Origin of the sequence: Dyadobacter sp. 32 (assembly GCF_902506755.1) — a bacterium.
GTDB lineage: Bacteria > Bacteroidota > Bacteroidia > Cytophagales > Spirosomataceae > Dyadobacter.
Map to the genome: position 1 here is coordinate 3,605,650 of NZ_LR735258.1, position 17,443 is coordinate 3,623,092.

Below are 17,443 nucleotides of genomic sequence, written 5' to 3' on the forward strand. Positions count from 1 at the left end.
TGTACCGATCAAAAGTTCTTTTCAACCGATGAACCACTACTACAAATAGCATTATTTCCCAAACCTGGTTTTAGTTGAAATCAATTCATGAGATTAACATTGTCCTGCACGCGTAGTTTACTGGCGGACCTTAAGGCCATAGAGCAACAGTGTCAATCAGTCGACGTTTTAGGTACATTGATCGAATGTAGTAGGCAGTTACAGTATTTACCTTTACCATTGTATCTTAGATTAAACTGTTTACACTAGAAACATCATACACATGGATACGAACACTGTAAGAAAATACCCGCCCCTGTTGCTACATCTATTGGGCTGGAGTTTTTTAGCGCTGTTTCTCATGTGGCAGCCGATCAGCTGGCAAGTACAGTTACCGGTTTCATTCTGGATCAAACAGGCGGTTTTGTTTTCGCTACTGATTTCTATATTTTACCTGAACGTATATCTCTGGTTTCCCCGTTTTTTGTCTAAAAACAGGTATATTCCTTTTATTGTCCTAAATATTGTCTCGGTCATTACCCTTGCATTTATCATTGAACAAGTGCAAACAGCCCTCAATCACCGCGCCAATATGCACGCCGCATTTGAAGTTGCAAAAGAAGCGAATGGGCCTAAAAAGAAGGACAGGGTTGACTATTGGTCTTTGCTCACAGCCCTGATGGTAATCGGCGTCAGCACCAGTGTGGCGGCGGTTCAGAATGTCCAGCGTCATAAACAGACCCGTCAAAATCTGGAACAGGAAAAAATCAATTCAGAGCTATCCTTTCTTAAGGCGCAAATTAACCCCCATTTCTTTTTCAACACCCTTAATAATATTTATGCTCTGACGGTTATTGATGTGGAAGCGGCCCAAAAAGCACTGCACAAACTTTCACGCCTCATGCGCTATGTGCTTTACGAGACACAGCATGGAACGGTATTGCTAAGTCAGGAAATCGCTTTTGCTCAGGATTATATCGAATTGATGCAGCTACGCCTGACGGATAAAGTAAAGGTTACCTTGGAACCACCCGTTCCTCTGCACGATGTATCCATTGCTCCCATGTTATTTCTGCCTTTTATCGAAAACGCATTTAAGCATGGCGTAAGTGCCGTGCAGCCAAGTAATATAGAGATCAAGATCTGGCAGGAAGAGCATAAAGTATTTGTGGATGTACGAAACACACTTTTCACCGAAAAACGAACTGTCCTGGACGAAAGTAACGGAATAGGGCTTGTGAATACACAACGCCGCCTCGATCTGCTTTATCCCGGAAAATATCATCTCGACGTAAGTGAAAAATCGGAGGAGAAGGAATTCGAGGTACGTCTTGAACTTGAAACTGCATGAAACCCATTCAATGTATAGCCGTTGATGACGAACCACTGGCCTTGGGTCTGGTTTGCGCATTTATCGAAAAAACACCATTTTTGAAACTTGTTGGACGTTTCTCCAGCGCAGTGGAAGCTTTACAGGCCATCCATCAACTGGAAATCGACCTCATTTTTTTGGATATACAAATGCCCGACCTTACCGGAATCGAATTGGCCAGGGTAATAGAATCATCGGGTACTCAAGGGCCAAGGATCATTTTCACTACTGCTTTCAACCAGTTCGCTCTTGACGGTTTCAGGGTGGATGCACTGGACTATCTGTTGAAGCCCTTCAATTATGAAGAGTTCCTTCGCGCCGCATCCAAAGGAAAGGCATATGTGGAGTTACTTCAGAAAGCGTCTGCCGTTCCTGCAACAGCCGAACCAAAAGAAGAATACCTCTTCCTGAAAGTAGAATACCAGCTTGTCCGTATTGCCTACGACGATATTTTGTATGTGGAAGGATTGAAGGATTACGTAAAGGTCATCTTGAAATCCGAAGCTAAGCCCACCTTATCGTTAACAAGTCTGAAAGCGCTGGAAGAGAAATTACCTGCATCCAAGTTTATGCGGGTGCATAGATCTTTCATTGTCAACCTGGACAAAATCGGTGCCGTAACCCGGAATACGATCCAAATTGGCAGCATCACAATTCCGGTTAGCGATCAGTACAAAGAAAGTTTCGGGCAGTTTCTAAGCAAATGGATGTGAACAGGAAATTGTGAAATGCCCATGGCTACGAATATGGCCACGGGCATTATCTATTTGAGCTCTTCCTTCAAAAAGTATCCGGTGTAGCTTCCTTTCACTTTCGACACTTTCTCTGGCGTGCCTTCTGCTATAATTTTCCCACCCAGCGCACCTCCTTCCGGCCCCACATCAATGACATGGTCGGCCACTTTAATTACATCCAGGTTGTGCTCAATAATTAACACCGTATTCCCTTTTTCGACCAGCTTGTTTAACACGTTGAGCAAGTGCCTGATATCCTGAAAGTGAAGACCCGTGGTGGGTTCATCGAGGATGTACAGTGTTTTGCCCGTATCACGCTTCGATAACTCCTCCGAAAGCTTCACCCGCTGTGCCTCACCACCCGACAATGTGGTAGCATGCTGCCCCAGCGTAATGTAGCCTAAGCCTACGTCATTCAACGTTTGTACTTTTCGTAACAAACGAGGCATGTTCTCAAAAAAGTCCAGCGCCGTTTCCACGGTCATATCCAGAATATCTGCTATGGATTTGCCTTTAAAGCGGACTTCGAGTGTTTCCCTGTTAAATCTTTTCCCTTTACAGGTTTCACAGTTTACATGCACGTCGGGCAAAAAATCCATCTCAATCTTTTTCATCCCGGCGCCTTCGCAATCTTCACAGCGCCCCCCCTTCACATTAAACGAAAACCGCCCCGGTTTGTAGCCTCTGATCTTTGCCTCCGGCAGTTCTGCGAATAGTGTCCGAATGTCTGTAAAAAGATTGGTATAAGTGGCCGGATTGGAGCGTGGAGTACGTCCAATTGGCGATTGATCCACCTCAATCACCTTATCGATATGTTCCAAACCCTCAATGGTTTTATAGGGAAGTGGCTCTTTTCTTGATTTGTAGAAATGATGATTCAATAAGGGAAACAGCGTTTCATGGATCAAAGACGATTTCCCACTTCCGCTTACTCCAGTCACACACACCATAGTCCCCAAAGGAAATGACATGGTTACGTTTTTCAGATTATGACCGGTGCAACCTTTCAACGAAATCATGTTCCCGGTTCCCTTCCGACGCTTTTTAGGAACAGCAATACTTTCTCTTCCACTAAGATATTCGGCAGTCAGGGAGCCATTTTTCAAAAACGCATCGGGCGTACCGGCTCCCACCACGTGGCCTCCATGCCGGCCAGCCCCGGGACCGATATCCAGAATGTAATCCGACGCGAGCATCATATCTTTGTCGTGCTCCACAACCAAAACGGTGTTTCCAAGATCGCGAAGACTTCGCAAGGAATTGATCAGTCTGACATTATCTCTCTGGTGCAGCCCGATGCTGGGCTCATCCATGATGTACAACACACCGGTAAGCTGGGTACCAATCTGTGTGGCCAGCCTGATACGCTGCGCCTCCCCTCCTGATAATGTACGGAGGGCACGGTTCAGTGTAAGGTAATCCAGGCCCACATCGAGCAGGAAACCAACCCGCTTTCTGATCTCTTTCAAAACTTCATGCCCTATAACTCTCTGCCGCTCTTCCAGCCGATCTTCCAGACCGACGAGCCAGTCCGACAACTCCCTGATGTCCTGATTGGACAATTCGGCAATGTCTTTTTTATCTATTTTAAAGTGTAGTGATTCTCTTCTTAGTCGTTTACCCTTGCATTCCGGGCAGGTTTGGGTCGTCATAAAATCTTTTAACCAATCCTGAATTTTATCGTTTCCACTTTCCTGCTGCCTTTTTAGAAAATTAATTATCCCATCGAACTTCGTTTCCCATTCCGTTCCCGGATACTTTTTCGACGGTATTGGTACCGCCTCCTCGCTCCCGTACAGCACCACCTTGATGGCTTCCTCCGGAAACTTGCTGATCGGTGTGGTCAGATTGACCTTGTACTTTTTCAGAATGACTTCCAGCTGTTTAAAAATCCAGGCATCGCGGTATTCACCCATCGGGGCAATACCTCCCTTGCTGATACTCAATGACCTATCCGGGATAACCGACTCCTCGGTGATTTCCTCCACCAAGCCCAATCCCTGGCATGTCGGGCACCAGCCGTAGGGCGAGTTGAACGAGAATGCATTCGGGGCAGGGTCATCGTAACTGATCCCGGATTCAGGATCCATCAGGTTTTGAGAAAAATAATGCGTTTCGCCCTTGCCATCCAGTACCATAATGGCACCCTTGCCTTGCTTCACAGCAGTAGCTACCGACTGACTCAACCGGTAACGCCCTTGCGGATCTTCACGCTCATTTTTGGGTACTACCCGATCAATCACGATTTCGATGTCATGAACCTTGTAGCGGTCCAGTTGCATTTTTGGCGTAATATCCTGCACCTCACCATCAATTCGCACCTTGGTGTAACCCAGGCGGGCGATCTGCACAAAGAGTTCACGGTAATGCCCCTTTCGTCCTTTGACAGCTGGTGCCAAAATCATGGTTTTTTGGCCTAAAAACTGTGTTAAAATCTGGCTCACGATCTGATCCTGCGACTGCTTCACCATTTTGCGACCCGTCACATATGAATACGCTTCCCCAGCCCTTGCATACAAGAGGCGCAAAAAATCATAAATTTCAGTTACCGTGCCCACAGTAGAGCGCGGATTACGCGAGGTAGTCTTTTGTTCTATGCTGATCACCGGTGAAAGCCCGCTGATCTTGTCGACATCCGGCCGCTCCATTTCGCCAATAAATCCCCTGGCATAGGCTGAAAAGCTCTCCATATAACGCCGCTGACCTTCCGCGTAAATGGTGTCAAAGGCGAGCGAAGATTTGCCACTACCGCTGATGCCCGTTACGACCACCAATTTGTTTCTGGGAATCGCAACGTCAATATTTTTCAAATTGTGTTCCCGAGCACCCTGAACCTCGATAAGGTCCTGCTCCAAAACTTCCAAACCGTTTAAGTCCTGCAAAATATAAATGTGTTTATCGTCAGACGAAATCAGGCCACCCGGTTTAAATCCGTCAGCTTGACTTTTATAGGTTAACCACAAAAATAAGGGTTGAGTTGCAAATATTGTGCAGTAATAACATCCGCTGCCAAGATCAGAGAAAAAGATTATTTGAGCGTTCGTATCCGCTTTACACGTTTCCTCGGATGGCCTGGCAAAGGATTTCAATTAAAATAACACGTGGTCAGGATTAATTGCGAGCCACCCGAATTATTGCAAATACTTTCTTTTATTTTTGACAAAATAATGAAGTAACCATGACCATCAAAAACGAAACAGAATACGAAAAGGCTTCCGAAAGAGCGGATGAAATTTTTGGCGCCAGGAAAGGCAGCCCGGAAGAAAAAGAGCTTCAGGAATTACTGAAAGCCATTAAAGCGTACGAGGATGACTTTGTGCGGATGCTGAAAGAGAATGAATAGGAAGGTTTATCACGACATAATTAGGTGAATGGATTGACAATCGTCAGGCTTCCTTCTACTAACATCCCTTCTTGCATATCTTCTGAGAACAAAATAGAACAATTTGATTCTGATGCAGATGCAACAATAATGGAGTCAAATAATTGAAAGTCATATCGAATTATTAATTCTACCGCATGATTCATTGTGTTACCATCTATGCTCACAAAGCTACAATCAAGCATGAGATTTTTCCAAATTCCCAAGACATCATGCTTTAAGTAACCAAATTTTCGTTTGCAAACATTTCCAACCTCCACCAGTACCTGGGAATTGATATATGGGGAATCAGCAATGATTTTTTCGGCCTGCTCCTTTTTAAAACTTTCCTTATCGAATAAATAAAGGATAATATTTGAATCAACGAATGAATTAATCGAAGTCATTTGCCTCATCACGGTTGAAGGTAAAACTTCCAAGATCCACTCGAGGATAAATCGAGTATCGTTTTTTTATATCTCTAATTTTCTCAGTAAAGCCCATGGATTCCGCTCCCCTCTTTTCCACGGTAGCAATTACCCTGACCTGTTCTCCAATAAAATTCTCTGGAAGCTGGATCGTCACAGAGGCCGTTTTTGGTACAATGGTTTTTGTAAACATCTAGGAACAAAAGTGATGATATGGTAATGCTTTACACGAAGCTACAAAAAACAAAGGGTAAACAAAAGCATCATGTTTCCACAAAAGAACAATTATCAGGAGACATCCAAAACCAACCCCTCCACCTTCTCGCAACGCGCTATGAAGCGTTCTGTTAAAGTGGAACGCACCTCGACAACCATCCTGCATTCCATCTCAAAAATCTGCTCTTTTACAGGCAGTTCCATCTCTTTTACAATGCGCATGACGTCATTCATTTGCGTGTAGGCGAAGCTTAATTCGTATACATAGAATACATATTTAGAAATGAGGCATGCGTTATTTACGGCGTCTTCGGCAGCCTGCTTATAGGCATTGATTAATCCGGGTACCCCGAGGAGTGTACCCCCGAAGTAACGCACCACAACAATCAGCACATTGGTAATATCTCTGGAATACAAGGTATTCAAAATTGGCCTTCCGGCTGTCCCTGAGGGTTCGCCATCATCGCTCATTCGATAGCTCATCCTATCCTGCCCCAAACGGAACGCGAAACAATGATGAACGGCTTTGGGATGCAGCTCACGCAAGAGGGTCAGATGTTCTTTAGCATTCGAATCATTCAGAATGGGGAAGGCGTACGAAATGAATTTACTGCCCCTGTCTTTAAAAAATCCTTCAGATGGCTCTGAAATTGTTTTATACGTATCGTCAAATAGCACGGGATGAGCGTTTTTTATATTGATATAACCACATGCAATAAATTAAGCCAGCCAAGGCAAATCCTGCCATAGCCATAAAAGCCGTCGACAAATTCCGGTACCGATTGGCAAACAGAGCCGCTGACAATACAGCACCAAAGCCGATCCCTGCTTCCAGCGAGATATACATGGTAGCAATGGCTCTGCCTCTGTTATGATCACTGCTGAGATCAACCGTCCAGGCAGATAACACCGGAGAGAGCACGCCCATAGCAACGCCGAAAAAGGCAGCTCCCGTCAGAAACAACACCACCGACTCCGCATAACCCGTAATTACCATCGAGATGATCAGTACAATACATCCTGCAATCGTTACCGGCAGGCGACCTTTCCTGTCGGAAATTTTACCGGCTGCAAACCTGACAAGTATTGAAAATATGGTAAAAACCATGAAATAAATTCCCTTATTCTGAAGCCCCAGGTGGCTGCTGAAATCCGGTGTAAGTGTGGCCACGGCCCCAAATCCGAAATAGACCAGAAAGGTGATCAATGCCGGATTAAAAACATCAGGTTCAAAAATATCGCGCCAGCCGAGCTTAAAGGCGTCAAGGGAAAGTGGTACTTTTTCTTTCAGGGTCTCCTTCATGTTGACCAGGATAGCGATCGACATCAGGGCAAAGAAGGACGATGTATAAAATAGTACGTTGATCGAAAAAGACTGGCTGATAAAACTGCCAACTGCAGGCCCGAAAGCAGACCCCACACCCATACACATCCCATGGATACCCATCGCCTCTCCTCTACGGTCAGCCGGAATGATGTCGGCAATGTAAGCTGATGTACCCGTGGGCTTAAATCCTGTGGAAAATCCATGTACCAGCCGCAGTAATAAAAATGGCACGACGGTAATAAGCACGGGATACAAAAATCCGCAAAGGAAACAAACCAAAGACCCGAATGCCATCACAGGAACCCGGCCGATCCGATCCGTAAGCCTCCCGCTGAAAGGCCTAGATAACCCTGCGGTAAGGGTAAATAAGCCGATGATATACCCTTTATAATCACCGCCACCCATGGCCGACAAGTAACTGGGGAGCTCCGGAATAAGCATGTTAAAACTGGAAGAAAACAAAAACGAACTCAGCCCTAAAAGCCAGAACTGTGTTGTAAAAATTCCTTTTGAAGAAGCACTTTGCATTGAAAAACGTTGAAAACCGGTTAAAGGTTAACGGTCGAGGGGCTAGGAAGACCTGGCTTTTGCTACCCTCAAAATATCAACGCCCGCTTTCTCCACTGCAACGAGCTGCAAAGAAAAGCGGGCGTTTACTAATGATGACTACAAACTATACTTTCAAGGTCCAACCGAAAATATCCTCCGTTTTACCTGTTCGGAGATCGGTCAGATAATTTTTAACTTTTGTCACGAAAGAATCTTCTTTTATTTCAGGCAGCGGATAATCCACACCCTCATAGGCAATGGTTGCAAAGGGCGATATCACAACCGCGGTTCCTGCACCGAAGGCAGCTTCCAGACTTCCGTCTTTCAATGCATCTATGATTTCCTTCACACTCACCCTGCGCTCCTCCACCGGAATCCCCCAACGCTGGGCTATCGCTACAATACTTTTTCGCGTAATACCATCCAGCGTGGTTTCCGACACATAAGGCGTGACAAGCTTCCCATCAAGCATAAACATGATGTTCATCGTTCCCGACTCCTCAATGTAAGCATGCTCACGCGCATCCGTCCAGATCAACTGGTCATAGCCTTCCTGCTGCGCAAGTTTGGCCGGATACAAGGACCCCGCATAGTTTCCTGCACACTTCGTTCCACCCACACCACCTTCAGCAGCGCGTATGAAATGTGTTTCCACTTTTACCCGGGGAGGTTTCGCGTAATAGGTACCCACCGGACTGGTGAATATGATAAAATAGTAACTATCAGAAGGTTTTACGCCAATATAAGGATCAGTTGCAAACATATAGGGCCTGATATAGAGCGAACAGCCCGGCTGAGAGGGCACCCACCCCGAATCCAGACGAAGCAATTCAGTGAGTCCGCCCATGAAAATTTCCTCGGGGATTGTGGGCATACAAAGCCGTTCCGCGGATTTGTTCAGTCGTTTCCAGTTATCTATGGCCCGAAAAGTCAACACATCGCCTTCGTCGTTTTTATATGCCTTCATTCCTTCAAAAATAGCCTGCCCATAGTGCAGCGCAGCCGTTGCCGGACTCAGGGACAGATCCCCATAAGGGACTATGCGTGAATCCTGCCACTGGCCATCACGATATTCGGAAATAAACATGTGGTCGGAAATATTCCGGCCAAAAACGAGGTTATTGAAATCAACCTCCTGCAAACGGGACTTACTCGTCTGCTGAATTTCTAGTTGCAATGTATCGGCTGTCATGGTGCCTGAAATTAATGCTTGAATAACTGATTATTGGATATTAGATAGTCCGGCAATTTAAAAAATTAAATTTACAAAAAACAGATATTTAGTATAACAATTATTTTTCACCCGTAACCCTCGGATGCCACGTAACCTCCTCAATTTCCAGCTCATAGGTCATTGCGCGGCAGAGCATAAATAAGTAGTCCGACAGCCGGTTCAGGTAGCGAATCACAATTTCTTCCACCTCCTCCTGCTGCGCCAGGTTTATGACCGATCTTTCGGCACGTCGGCACACGGTTCGGGCCACATGCCCGAAGGAAACAGAGGGATGACCTCCGGGCAGTACAAACGCCCGCAGTTTGGGCACCTGCGCATCTATTTTATCCATTTCCGTTTCCAAAAAGGTCACATCCGTTTCCAACAGATCGGGAAGTATCCTTTTCGTTTGTCCGGATTCGGAGGCGAGGTGGGAACCCACCGTAAAAAGCCTGTCCTGAATTTCTTTAAGCAAATCGCGTCTCAATTCATTAACTGGCTGGTCCCGAAGCAGACCAATGTAACTGTTCAGCTCATCTACCGTACCGTATGCATCAATACGAACGTGGGATTTACTCAGACGGGTTCCGCCAATCAGGGAGGTGGTCCCGTTGTCACCGGTTTTTGTATAAATTTTCATTCTATGGTCATTAGGCTGTTAGCCAATAGCATTTTGCCTGGATTTTCGTCTCAAATCGTCTGTTTCCAAAGCTAGATGGTATTTCTCCGGAAGACGAATATTTTTGACTACCTGATCAACTTCGTCAAATAATTTGGAGCTAAGGTGGACTGCAGTCAATCCTGTAATTTCAGGCACCTTACCCTCAGGCATTTTGCTGTCAAAAACCTCCACAGCCCAATTTGAATAGCATTTAATCCATCAGCATTCGCTATTGTTTTCGTATAGATTTTGCAAATGACAAACTTACCTAAAAATCGAGATTTATAAATAGGTTCATGGTTTAAGAAGTTCTTCCATACCTCCGTGCTAGAAATCCGTTGCTACATGAGCGGAGTATTAGGCTATTTATTTTATTGACACTTTCTCAATTAGGTTTTAGAAACTCTCCGAACTAATTTTGCACCCAAATTACTATGGTTGAATGAAAACCCGGAACGGGAGGCGATAAATGAAAATAGGAACTTTTATAATAAAAATTTGGCGCTGGATGTCCATGGCGCTGGCAATAGGCGCTTTGACATGGACTTATTCTCTCTTCCCTGACATGGTTGCCGTGGATTTTTCAAATTCCGGACTGGCAGAGACTTATGTGAGCAAAGAACAAATATTTTACATTATAATGGGTCTTTTCCTGGTCAACAATGTTGTGATTTCGCGTCTGGCCCGTCAGGTGCCTATCGTACACACCGATCATTTGCCCATTGTTAAAAAGAAAATATGGGCACAGCACCGGGAGGTACTAAACGAGCAGCTCATCAACTGGATATACTGCGTAGTGGCCTCCATCAATACGGTTATGGGTTTCAGTCTGTTTGCCTTGGCCACGATCAACAGCAGTCAGTACAAGCTGGATGTATTTGATTTCTCCTGGGTTTTCTATCTGGGACTTGGATTAATGATCCTCGTTTTTCTGCTGCCGCTCCGATTATTGTGGACACCCACGCCTGAGGATGAACTATAGATACCATGCTCCTGAAAATGTAGCTTAGCAGTAAGCCCATGAAGAATAACTGGCTGGAAGAAGCTGAATCCATTCGGCTGGAGAGCTTTCATTACGATCTGCCGGATGAGCGCATTGCCCGCTATCCGCTTTACCCGCGCGATGGTTCAAAACTTTTGGTTTACCAAAATGGCGGGATAAGCCATATGCGTTTCACGGATCTGCCGGATCAGCTGCCTTCAGATATGCTTCTGGTTTTCAACAATACCAAGGTTATACCGGCGCGTGCCTATTTTCAAAAAGCCACCGGAGCTACCATTGAAATACTTCTTTTGCATCCCGAACAGCCTACGCAGGTAATTAACGACGCCATGCTCGTGCAGCAATCCTGTGTTTGGGAATGTATGATCGGTAATAAAAAACGCTGGAAAAAAGCGGATGTATTAGCCACAACGATTGAGGTGAATGGTGAAGAAATTGAATTACAGGTCGAGTATGTTGATTACGACAAAAATCATATCCGTCTGTCGTGGAATACAGAGGCCGTTTTTCTTGATATTGTAAAAGCACTTGGTGAGATTCCCTTGCCACCTTATCTGAACCGGGATACCGAAGAAACCGACAAACAGACCTATCAAACCGTGTATGCGGATCAGGACGGCGCGGTAGCCGCTCCCACAGCCGGACTTCATTTTACTGAAAATACATTTTCCAAGCTTGCGGCAAAAGGAATAAAAACGTCATTTCTCACCTTACACGTGGGAGCCGGCACCTTTCAGCCCATCAAAGCCAGCACAGTCACGGAGCATAAAATGCATTCAGAGCAGGTGGTTTTCACCCGCGAACTGATCGATGCATTGCGGGATAAGGCAGAAACAATTGTGCCCGTCGGGACCACTTCATTACGATCACTGGAAAGCCTGTACTGGTACGGCGTGAAACTTTTCCGTAACGAAACGACCGAATTTCAAATTGAGAAGTTATATCCTTATCCCTTTGAAGAAACTGAATTGCCCTCTGCCACCGAATCTTTGAACGCCATTGCTGCATTTATGGATCAGGAAAACCGGGATCACATTTTAGGTGAAACTGAAATATTTATTTTCCCTGGTTACAGATTCCGTTTGTGCAAAGGACTGGTAACTAACTATCATCAGCCTGGTTCTACGTTAATCCTGCTGGTAGCTGCTCTGGTGGGAGCGGATTGGACTAAGATTTATCAGGAAGCCTTGACAAACGATTACCGTTTTCTGAGCTATGGAGATTCTTCGCTTTTGTGGGGGAGCAAAAAACCAGTCAAGAGCTAAGTATGGTATTTTTCTCCGGCTTCACTTTTTTGTAATTGACCTGGTTTCCACGTAATTTGGCTTGAAATTGTTTTACTCATTTATGGGACAAGCACAAATTTCCGAGAAAAAATACACGTTCGAAGAATACCTGAAAATGGAGGAGCAAGGTGAGATTCGTCATGAATACTATGACGGAGAGATCTTTGCCATGGCAGGCACTACGATGAATCACAATAGAATTGTGGGACGAATTCGAAGTTTCCTGGAAGGTATCTTCCTGCCGAAGGGCTGTGATGTTTTTGCCGAGAACGTAAAAGTTGAAGCTATTCAAAATTTTTACTACCCATATCCTGATGTCATTCTTACCTGCGCTCCCGAAGATATTTCAGGCACATATATCGTACGCCATCCAAGCATTTTGGTGGAGGTTTTATCCAAATCGTCTGCTGGTTATGACCGCGATTTCAAGCTAAGACGGTATAAGGGAATTGCGTCGTTGCAGTACTATGTTCTGGTTTCTCAAAATGATTGCTATGTTGAGTTATACACCAGAACTGATCAGGAAGGTATCTGGATTTACCAATCTTTTGATTCGCACGACGCAGTGATTCCATTTGACCTTCTTGGCTTTGCCATGCCTGTGGCTAAGGTGTATGAGGGGATTGTGTTTGTGGACGAGGATGGTGAAAAATGAGGTCATGTTTTTCAATCTCATCTCTTCAAATTAAGGAAATCGTCAATCATTATTACGTCCCTTAAGTCCTGAGGACGACGAGCTAGGATTTTCAACTCTCTAATGTCATTCAGGTGCAGAAAATGAATTGTACTTGCCTGAGGGTTTTCAAATTTACGGGAACGTTCAAAAAGTGTATCAAAATCAAACCGGCGGTGTACATGGGTCAAGATATCCAGTTCATTATTAAGCCCAAAAACCTGGCTTTGCGTAAAATCCACAGTCGCAAACTTCCCCAAATCATCTTCTTCATAACCCATACAAAGTAAAACGTTGATAAGTTTTTCTCCATTTTCACTGGTTGGCTTTATCCAAATATCTACATCATTTGTCGCACGATTTAATCCATTCAAAAACATGGCAAAGCCACCAATAACCATGTATTCCAGCTTTTGGATTTGAGCACATTTAGTAAAATCAAGAAAAATTGCATTTTCTAAATCCATGTGGCTTCCTTTATCTCAATAGTACGCTTGGCTTCCGGCATCTCTTTAATTCCCATAATTTGTCTGAACCTCTTCATTTCTTGAAAAAATTTCACATAGCGCTCCTCAGGGGTATCCATCATGCCTTGTCGAAGAGATTCCAGGTATGGGCCATCCATGTCTTCGTAAAATGTTATTTGTCTTTTCTTTTTGTCCATCGCAAAAGACATTTAGTGATAACGTAAATATATGAAAAAGGTATCCTAGTTTTGGCACGCCTGTTCAGGATAGCCAACGGCCCGGTGTCGCATTCTGAAATCGGTCTCAGATGAAATTGAACTTTCCTGCCGATGTAGCAAAGCGCGCATTTTGTTAATAAAGGATGTAAATATACATGGCCGTTGGACTATAAGTAAAAGGAGAGCTGGGCTATATCAGCCCAATTCCTTTACTCTCCTACAGTCACTGGCGCATCTGCATGCGTTTCAGCCTCATAAACATCTGCAAATTTGATATCATCAAGCCAGTAGGAAGAACTTACAACCTCATATGTTACGGATAAAGCATCCTTCGAAATCGTGTTCAATTGCCATAATATATCCTTAGCTTCATCAAAAAGCTCCCCCTGCAACTGGTCAGAAAAAAGTCGATTGATTAGACTACGATCAGACATACCCTTGGACAGCAGTCTGACAAGCGGAGCTTCCGGGTTTTCGTCGAACATACTCAGGTCCTCCGCATTTACAGCAGCAATCTTTATCTGAAAATGAACCGCTTCGCCACGAGGAAATTTGCCATTATATGCCTGATACAATAATTGGGTAGCACGGAAAAAATCAGGATGAAGAGATAATTCGGGATATTCTTCCCAAAGTTTTTCAGTTAAGATTTCATGGGAAAGATTTTCTATCTGTCCATCGGTGAGTCGGTCGCCGATCACATAATCCAGCACAATTTTGGCGGATTCAGCGGCTTCAAAGTCTGTAAGTGACATCAGACACATCTCCTTCAATTCAGCATCCTTTATTTCCTCCGGATCAGCATAGTCCATATTATTCAACAAGGCCAGCAAATCATCCTTTTCCCAGGAGCCGGGCAATTCAGTAATTGTATTAAAAGACAGAATTTCAACTTTAAACAGACTCATATTTTTTTTTGGATAATTCATGAAAACCTCATGAGAGTAATGAACATATTAACGCCGTAAAACCGTGCCAGCCTACTTCACAACCACACCGTCACTCATCTTCTAAAGCTATTTTCATCTAACGTCACCTTTTCACATTGAATAAGTCAACATAAATGCACTATGTCAATAATACGTTTTCTCCATCACGTCCTAAAAAGTTTTCCCCGGTCACAACACTTTTACCCGTCTGCGATTCAAGTTCATTCCTGGCATTTTTAGCAACTGCACCTCCCTTTTTACTTGCTTTTGCATTTTCAGTAAGTCCCTTTGCTTCATCCGTTTCAGCAATTTGCCGTGTGGATAATTCCGCTAAGGCAGTAAAGATTAATTCAGCTTCCGACATGTGATCCCGAAGATTCTGGGTTTTCAGACCTTTCAGATCTTTATGCTTTTTTACACTCAACCCCGTCCATTCCTGGTGAATAACGTTGGTAAGCATTGCGAATTCATCTTTCTTTTCAACGCCGCTTTCTTTCCAGTAATCAGTTAGTTTATTGCGTGTTTCCTGCCCCGTCATGCGTTGCTGTATCCATTTTTCGCTACGTCCCAACTTTTGCCAGTTTTCTCTTGCCCGGTCTAAGCTTTGCTCAGGATCGGCGATTTCCTGCATACGTTCATAACCGACTTTCGCCAGCCACTGTTTAAAAGGCTCTGCTTTGGGAGAGGGGATAGACTGGATTAATCGCAAAAGTTGCTCTGTGTCGGCTACGTCAGTCATTCGCATTTTGCCGTCAGGAGCAACCATTTTCAAACCGTTACAATTTGTAACGGTTTCATTTCCCTCATCCTTCAACCTTTTTTTCATTACCCGCCAGTAAACCTGAGGGTTAGGGCTATCTGTCAGCACCGCAATTACATCGACAATTGCGAAATACCAAACTTCGTTTTTCTCATCCCAATGCGTTCTTACTTTCTTCTCCTCAAATAATTTAATATGGCTCATGTCCGATTGTTGATTGAAGTGTAAATTCCTATATAAAATACTTTAAATATACTGAATTTGACACGGAGTTAAGAGGAGGAAACTTAGAGTTTCACAGAGTTTTTCATGCCTCTAACCCCGTGTCCGTTACTACTTCACTCCAACAACGTCACTCATCTTCGAAACCCCATTTTCATTAAAACTCTCAATGGCAAAGTAATAGGGCACACCCACATTCAGCGCTCGCAGCTCAAAGGTATTCGGCGCATCGTTCCAGAATTGATAGGTTTGGTAGAGTTTGTCGGGAGCTATTCCCCACAGTACGTTGTAGCCAACTGCACCCGGGACTTTTTCCCATTTCAGATCTGCATTGCGGCTGTCTTTCTGGCGTACTGCGGTGAAAGCTTTCGGCGTTTCAGGGGCCTTGCCCAGTCCGTTTCCGAATATCCTGAATTCGCTGATGGCCAGGATGGGGGACGCTACATACACATGCTCATAACGTACGTACCGCGCCCGTACAGGTTTTGGCAGCTCAATGTAAGCACATGGCCGGTCTCGTTTTGGTTCCTTGGTAAGATCACTTGCTACTTCCCATTTTTTGCCATCTTTCGAGGTAAGGATTTTAAATTGTGTATAAACCTTCTGAGGATCACTGAAGAAAATGTCTGATTTATAGTCGGTGTAATTGATCTGAATGGCTTTGACATCCTGTTCTGTTTGCAGATCAACCGTTAACGTTTCACCTGGCTTGTTCTGTTTTGCAGCCCAGAACGACCTAGGATTTTCATCGGTTATTTTGGCTGCTGTCATGGTATCCAACACCGAAGACGCGGCTACCGGCTTTTTATATGACAAAATCATCCAGCCTGTAAATAGTTCATCCCCTTTTCCATCCCATTTTTTGGTCGTCATCTTGTGTGGAAAATCTCCGAAACGGGTGTTGGCAAACATGTGTCCGTCCTTATCGAAGCCAGCCGCATAGCGTACCATTCGGCGTTCCATGGCCCAGTTGAGCCCGATCCAGGAGGTACCTGTGTTCCAGTAATTTCCATAGTTATCCTGAAAAGTATTGCCGTGCCCTGCTCCGGTTGCAAATCCGCCCGGCTTGTAGGAAACCGGATTGTAAGGCGCATATGTAAACGGCCCCAGCGGATCGTCGCCTACATAGGTCCCATTGGCATACACGTTATATTCCGTTCCGGGGGCGCCGTATTGCAGGTAATATTTACCCTTATGTTTGGTCATCCAGGCGCCTTCGGTAAAGGGCTTGAATGGATCGGAATGGTTTGGCCCAAAGCGCTCCCAGCCATGCTCGTACTGATTGAGCCAGAACATGGCTTTGTATTGACCTTTAAACGCCAGTTTTTTGGAATGATCCAGCTCTGCTCCGAAAATCGGGTATACATTGGAAGAACCCCAGTACATATACCATTTGTCTGTGTCGGCATCGTGAAAAAGTGCGGGATCCCACGGACCTATATCTTTGGGCAAACGAGGCGTCCATCTGTTGTAAAACTCCCAGATTCCTTTTTCGGGTGCAACAGAAAAAAGGATAGGTCGGGATTCGAAAGTGGATTGAAAAAGAAACAGCGTATCACGAACAGAAACCGCCGCCGGTGCACACATATCTTCGAAAGGCCAGCGATTGGCAGTCAGATACTTCCAGCTGAGCATGTCTTTGGAATGCCAGTAACCACCCTGAATGGTGACAAACATGAAATACTCCCCTTTGTGATTGATGATGACCGGATCTGCACCTGAGCGGTAGGAAACGTTTTCGTTAAGCTGTTCAAAATTATACTTATAATCAATATCCATTGGATTACAGTAGGTAGACTGGGGGGCCTGTGACCAGCAATTCACATGCCCTAAAACCAGCATGAGCACGATGAGAGAAAGGTTTTTCCCTCTTTTTAGCATTTGATGATCCATGTAATTATATATTAATGTCCTTTAATGATGCTAAATTATACACATTAGTCGGAATAACTTTGCTACTCAAATTCTCTTCTTTCCACCAAACTTGAAATGATAAGCTTTACCTTTGCGGTCGATTTGCGGCTTAGGCTGCACCTTGGAAACAA

18 protein-coding genes are annotated in these 17,443 nt (G+C 44.6%); 6 read left to right on the forward strand and 12 right to left on the reverse strand.

The annotated features are described in order from the left end of the window. Positions 1–262: 262 nt before the first annotated feature. On the forward strand, positions 263–1,330 hold the full coding sequence (locus DYADSP32_RS14650; RefSeq protein WP_149242043.1) for a histidine kinase: 1,068 nt from the start codon (positions 263–265) through the stop codon (positions 1,328–1,330). Beyond that, positions 1,327–2,064: a LytR/AlgR family response regulator transcription factor gene (locus DYADSP32_RS14655; RefSeq protein WP_149242042.1), complete on the forward strand. Its 738-nt coding sequence runs from the start codon at positions 1,327–1,329 to the stop codon at positions 2,062–2,064. Before DYADSP32_RS14650 ends, DYADSP32_RS14655 begins: the two co-directional genes overlap by 4 nt. 50 nt (positions 2,065–2,114) lie before the next feature. On the opposite strand, the gene uvrA is transcribed toward DYADSP32_RS14655, so the two are convergent. Continuing rightward, a complete protein-coding gene (gene uvrA, locus DYADSP32_RS14660; RefSeq protein ID WP_149242041.1) occupies positions 2,115–4,967 on the reverse strand; it encodes an excinuclease ABC subunit UvrA in 2,853 nt (950 codons plus the stop codon). Positions 4,968–5,263: 296 nt separating this feature from the next. Here uvrA and DYADSP32_RS14665 point away from each other — a divergent pair, with 296 nt between their 5' ends. Beyond that, complete coding sequence (locus DYADSP32_RS14665) at positions 5,264–5,428, forward strand: hypothetical protein (protein ID WP_414617784.1); 165 nt, start codon at positions 5,264–5,266, stop codon at positions 5,426–5,428. 20 nt (positions 5,429–5,448) lie between these two features. On the opposite strand, the gene DYADSP32_RS14670 is transcribed toward DYADSP32_RS14665, so the two are convergent. The 6 genes from DYADSP32_RS14670 to DYADSP32_RS14695 all read right to left on the reverse strand — a co-directional run bounded on the left by DYADSP32_RS14670 (position 5,449) and on the right by DYADSP32_RS14695 (position 9,819). After that, positions 5,449–5,853, reverse strand: a complete 405-nt coding sequence (locus DYADSP32_RS14670) for a PIN domain-containing protein (protein WP_414617785.1) — start codon at positions 5,851–5,853, stop codon at positions 5,449–5,451. Beyond that, the gene (locus DYADSP32_RS14675) at positions 5,840–6,067 is read right to left on the reverse strand and encodes a hypothetical protein (RefSeq protein WP_149242039.1); all 228 of its coding nucleotides are present in this window, start codon (positions 6,065–6,067) and stop codon (positions 5,840–5,842) included. The genes DYADSP32_RS14670 and DYADSP32_RS14675 overlap by 14 nt, the downstream gene beginning before the upstream one ends. A gap of 95 nt (positions 6,068–6,162) precedes the next feature. Then, a complete protein-coding gene (locus DYADSP32_RS14680; RefSeq protein WP_149242038.1) occupies positions 6,163–6,768 on the reverse strand; it encodes a YigZ family protein in 606 nt (201 codons plus the stop codon). Continuing rightward, complete coding sequence (locus DYADSP32_RS14685) at positions 6,758–7,945, reverse strand: MFS transporter (protein WP_149242037.1); 1,188 nt, start codon at positions 7,943–7,945, stop codon at positions 6,758–6,760. The genes DYADSP32_RS14680 and DYADSP32_RS14685 overlap by 11 nt, the downstream gene beginning before the upstream one ends. Before the next feature lie 145 nt (positions 7,946–8,090). Beyond that, positions 8,091–9,158 carry a branched-chain amino acid aminotransferase gene (locus DYADSP32_RS14690; RefSeq protein WP_149242036.1) on the reverse strand — a complete coding sequence of 356 codons (1,068 nt, stop codon included), beginning with the start codon at positions 9,156–9,158 and terminating at the stop codon, positions 8,091–8,093. A gap of 100 nt (positions 9,159–9,258) precedes the next feature. Next, on the reverse strand, positions 9,259–9,819 hold the full coding sequence (locus DYADSP32_RS14695; RefSeq protein ID WP_149242035.1) for a cob(I)yrinic acid a,c-diamide adenosyltransferase: 561 nt from the start codon (positions 9,817–9,819) through the stop codon (positions 9,259–9,261). A 490-nt stretch (positions 9,820–10,309) separates the two neighbouring features. Here DYADSP32_RS14695 and DYADSP32_RS14700 point away from each other — a divergent pair, with 490 nt between their 5' ends. The 3 genes from DYADSP32_RS14700 (at position 10,310) to DYADSP32_RS14710 (ending at position 12,784) form a co-directional block, all read left to right on the forward strand. Beyond that, positions 10,310–10,822 (forward strand): hypothetical protein, encoded by a 513-nt coding sequence (locus DYADSP32_RS14700; RefSeq protein ID WP_149242034.1) that lies wholly within the window; start codon positions 10,310–10,312, stop codon positions 10,820–10,822. Positions 10,823–10,860: 38 nt separating this feature from the next. After that, a complete protein-coding gene (locus DYADSP32_RS14705; protein WP_149242033.1) occupies positions 10,861–12,108 on the forward strand; it encodes an S-adenosylmethionine:tRNA ribosyltransferase-isomerase in 1,248 nt (415 codons plus the stop codon). 82 nt (positions 12,109–12,190) lie between these two features. Then, entirely contained in the window at positions 12,191–12,784 is a 594-nt protein-coding gene (locus DYADSP32_RS14710; protein WP_149242032.1) for a Uma2 family endonuclease, read from the forward strand. Between the two features lie 17 nt (positions 12,785–12,801). Here DYADSP32_RS14710 and DYADSP32_RS14715 read toward each other — a convergent pair whose 3' ends face one another. The 5 genes from DYADSP32_RS14715 to DYADSP32_RS14735 all read right to left on the reverse strand — a co-directional run bounded on the left by DYADSP32_RS14715 (position 12,802) and on the right by DYADSP32_RS14735 (position 17,240). Beyond that, positions 12,802–13,269 carry a hypothetical protein gene (locus tag DYADSP32_RS14715; protein WP_149242031.1) on the reverse strand — a complete coding sequence of 156 codons (468 nt, stop codon included), beginning with the start codon at positions 13,267–13,269 and terminating at the stop codon, positions 12,802–12,804. Continuing rightward, positions 13,260–13,466, reverse strand: a complete 207-nt coding sequence (locus tag DYADSP32_RS14720; protein ID WP_149242030.1) for a hypothetical protein — start codon at positions 13,464–13,466, stop codon at positions 13,260–13,262. The genes DYADSP32_RS14715 and DYADSP32_RS14720 overlap by 10 nt, the downstream gene beginning before the upstream one ends. Before the next feature lie 230 nt (positions 13,467–13,696). Further along, a complete protein-coding gene (locus tag DYADSP32_RS14725; RefSeq protein WP_414617786.1) occupies positions 13,697–14,416 on the reverse strand; it encodes a hypothetical protein in 720 nt (239 codons plus the stop codon). A gap of 139 nt (positions 14,417–14,555) precedes the next feature. Continuing rightward, positions 14,556–15,380 (reverse strand): BRO family protein, encoded by an 825-nt coding sequence (locus DYADSP32_RS14730; protein WP_149242028.1) that lies wholly within the window; start codon positions 15,378–15,380, stop codon positions 14,556–14,558. A 129-nt stretch (positions 15,381–15,509) separates the two neighbouring features. Next, positions 15,510–17,240, reverse strand: coding sequence for a discoidin domain-containing protein (locus tag DYADSP32_RS14735; RefSeq protein ID WP_414618166.1), 1,731 nt, complete (start codon positions 17,238–17,240; stop codon positions 15,510–15,512). Positions 17,241–17,443 lie beyond the last annotated feature (203 nt).

Bases quoted from the DNA above. Each gene is read 5' to 3' on its own strand.
- DYADSP32_RS14650 (WP_149242043.1), top strand. From the start codon at position 263: ATGGATACGAACACTGTAAGAAAATACCCGCCCCTGTTGCTACATCTA.
- DYADSP32_RS14655 (WP_149242042.1), top strand. From the start codon at position 1,327: ATGAAACCCATTCAATGTATAGCCGTTGATGACGAACCACTGGCCTTG.
- DYADSP32_RS14665 (WP_414617784.1), top strand. From the start codon at position 5,264: ATGACCATCAAAAACGAAACAGAATACGAAAAGGCTTCCGAAAGAGCG.
- DYADSP32_RS14670 (WP_414617785.1), bottom strand. From the start codon at position 5,853: ATGACTTCGATTAATTCATTCGTTGATTCAAATATTATCCTTTATTTA.
- DYADSP32_RS14675 (WP_149242039.1), bottom strand. From the start codon at position 6,067: ATGTTTACAAAAACCATTGTACCAAAAACGGCCTCTGTGACGATCCAG.
- DYADSP32_RS14685 (WP_149242037.1), bottom strand. From the start codon at position 7,945: ATGCAAAGTGCTTCTTCAAAAGGAATTTTTACAACACAGTTCTGGCTT.
- DYADSP32_RS14690 (WP_149242036.1), bottom strand. From the start codon at position 9,158: ATGACAGCCGATACATTGCAACTAGAAATTCAGCAGACGAGTAAGTCC.
- DYADSP32_RS14695 (WP_149242035.1), bottom strand. From the start codon at position 9,819: ATGAAAATTTATACAAAAACCGGTGACAACGGGACCACCTCCCTGATT.
- DYADSP32_RS14700 (WP_149242034.1), top strand. From the start codon at position 10,310: ATGAAAATAGGAACTTTTATAATAAAAATTTGGCGCTGGATGTCCATG.
- DYADSP32_RS14705 (WP_149242033.1), top strand. From the start codon at position 10,861: ATGAAGAATAACTGGCTGGAAGAAGCTGAATCCATTCGGCTGGAGAGC.
- DYADSP32_RS14710 (WP_149242032.1), top strand. From the start codon at position 12,191: ATGGGACAAGCACAAATTTCCGAGAAAAAATACACGTTCGAAGAATAC.
- DYADSP32_RS14715 (WP_149242031.1), bottom strand. From the start codon at position 13,269: ATGGATTTAGAAAATGCAATTTTTCTTGATTTTACTAAATGTGCTCAA.
- DYADSP32_RS14720 (WP_149242030.1), bottom strand. From the start codon at position 13,466: ATGGACAAAAAGAAAAGACAAATAACATTTTACGAAGACATGGATGGC.
- DYADSP32_RS14725 (WP_414617786.1), bottom strand. From the start codon at position 14,416: ATGAATTATCCAAAAAAAAATATGAGTCTGTTTAAAGTTGAAATTCTG.
- DYADSP32_RS14730 (WP_149242028.1), bottom strand. From the start codon at position 15,380: ATGAGCCATATTAAATTATTTGAGGAGAAGAAAGTAAGAACGCATTGG.
- DYADSP32_RS14735 (WP_414618166.1), bottom strand. From the start codon at position 17,240: ATGCTGGTTTTAGGGCATGTGAATTGCTGGTCACAGGCCCCCCAGTCT.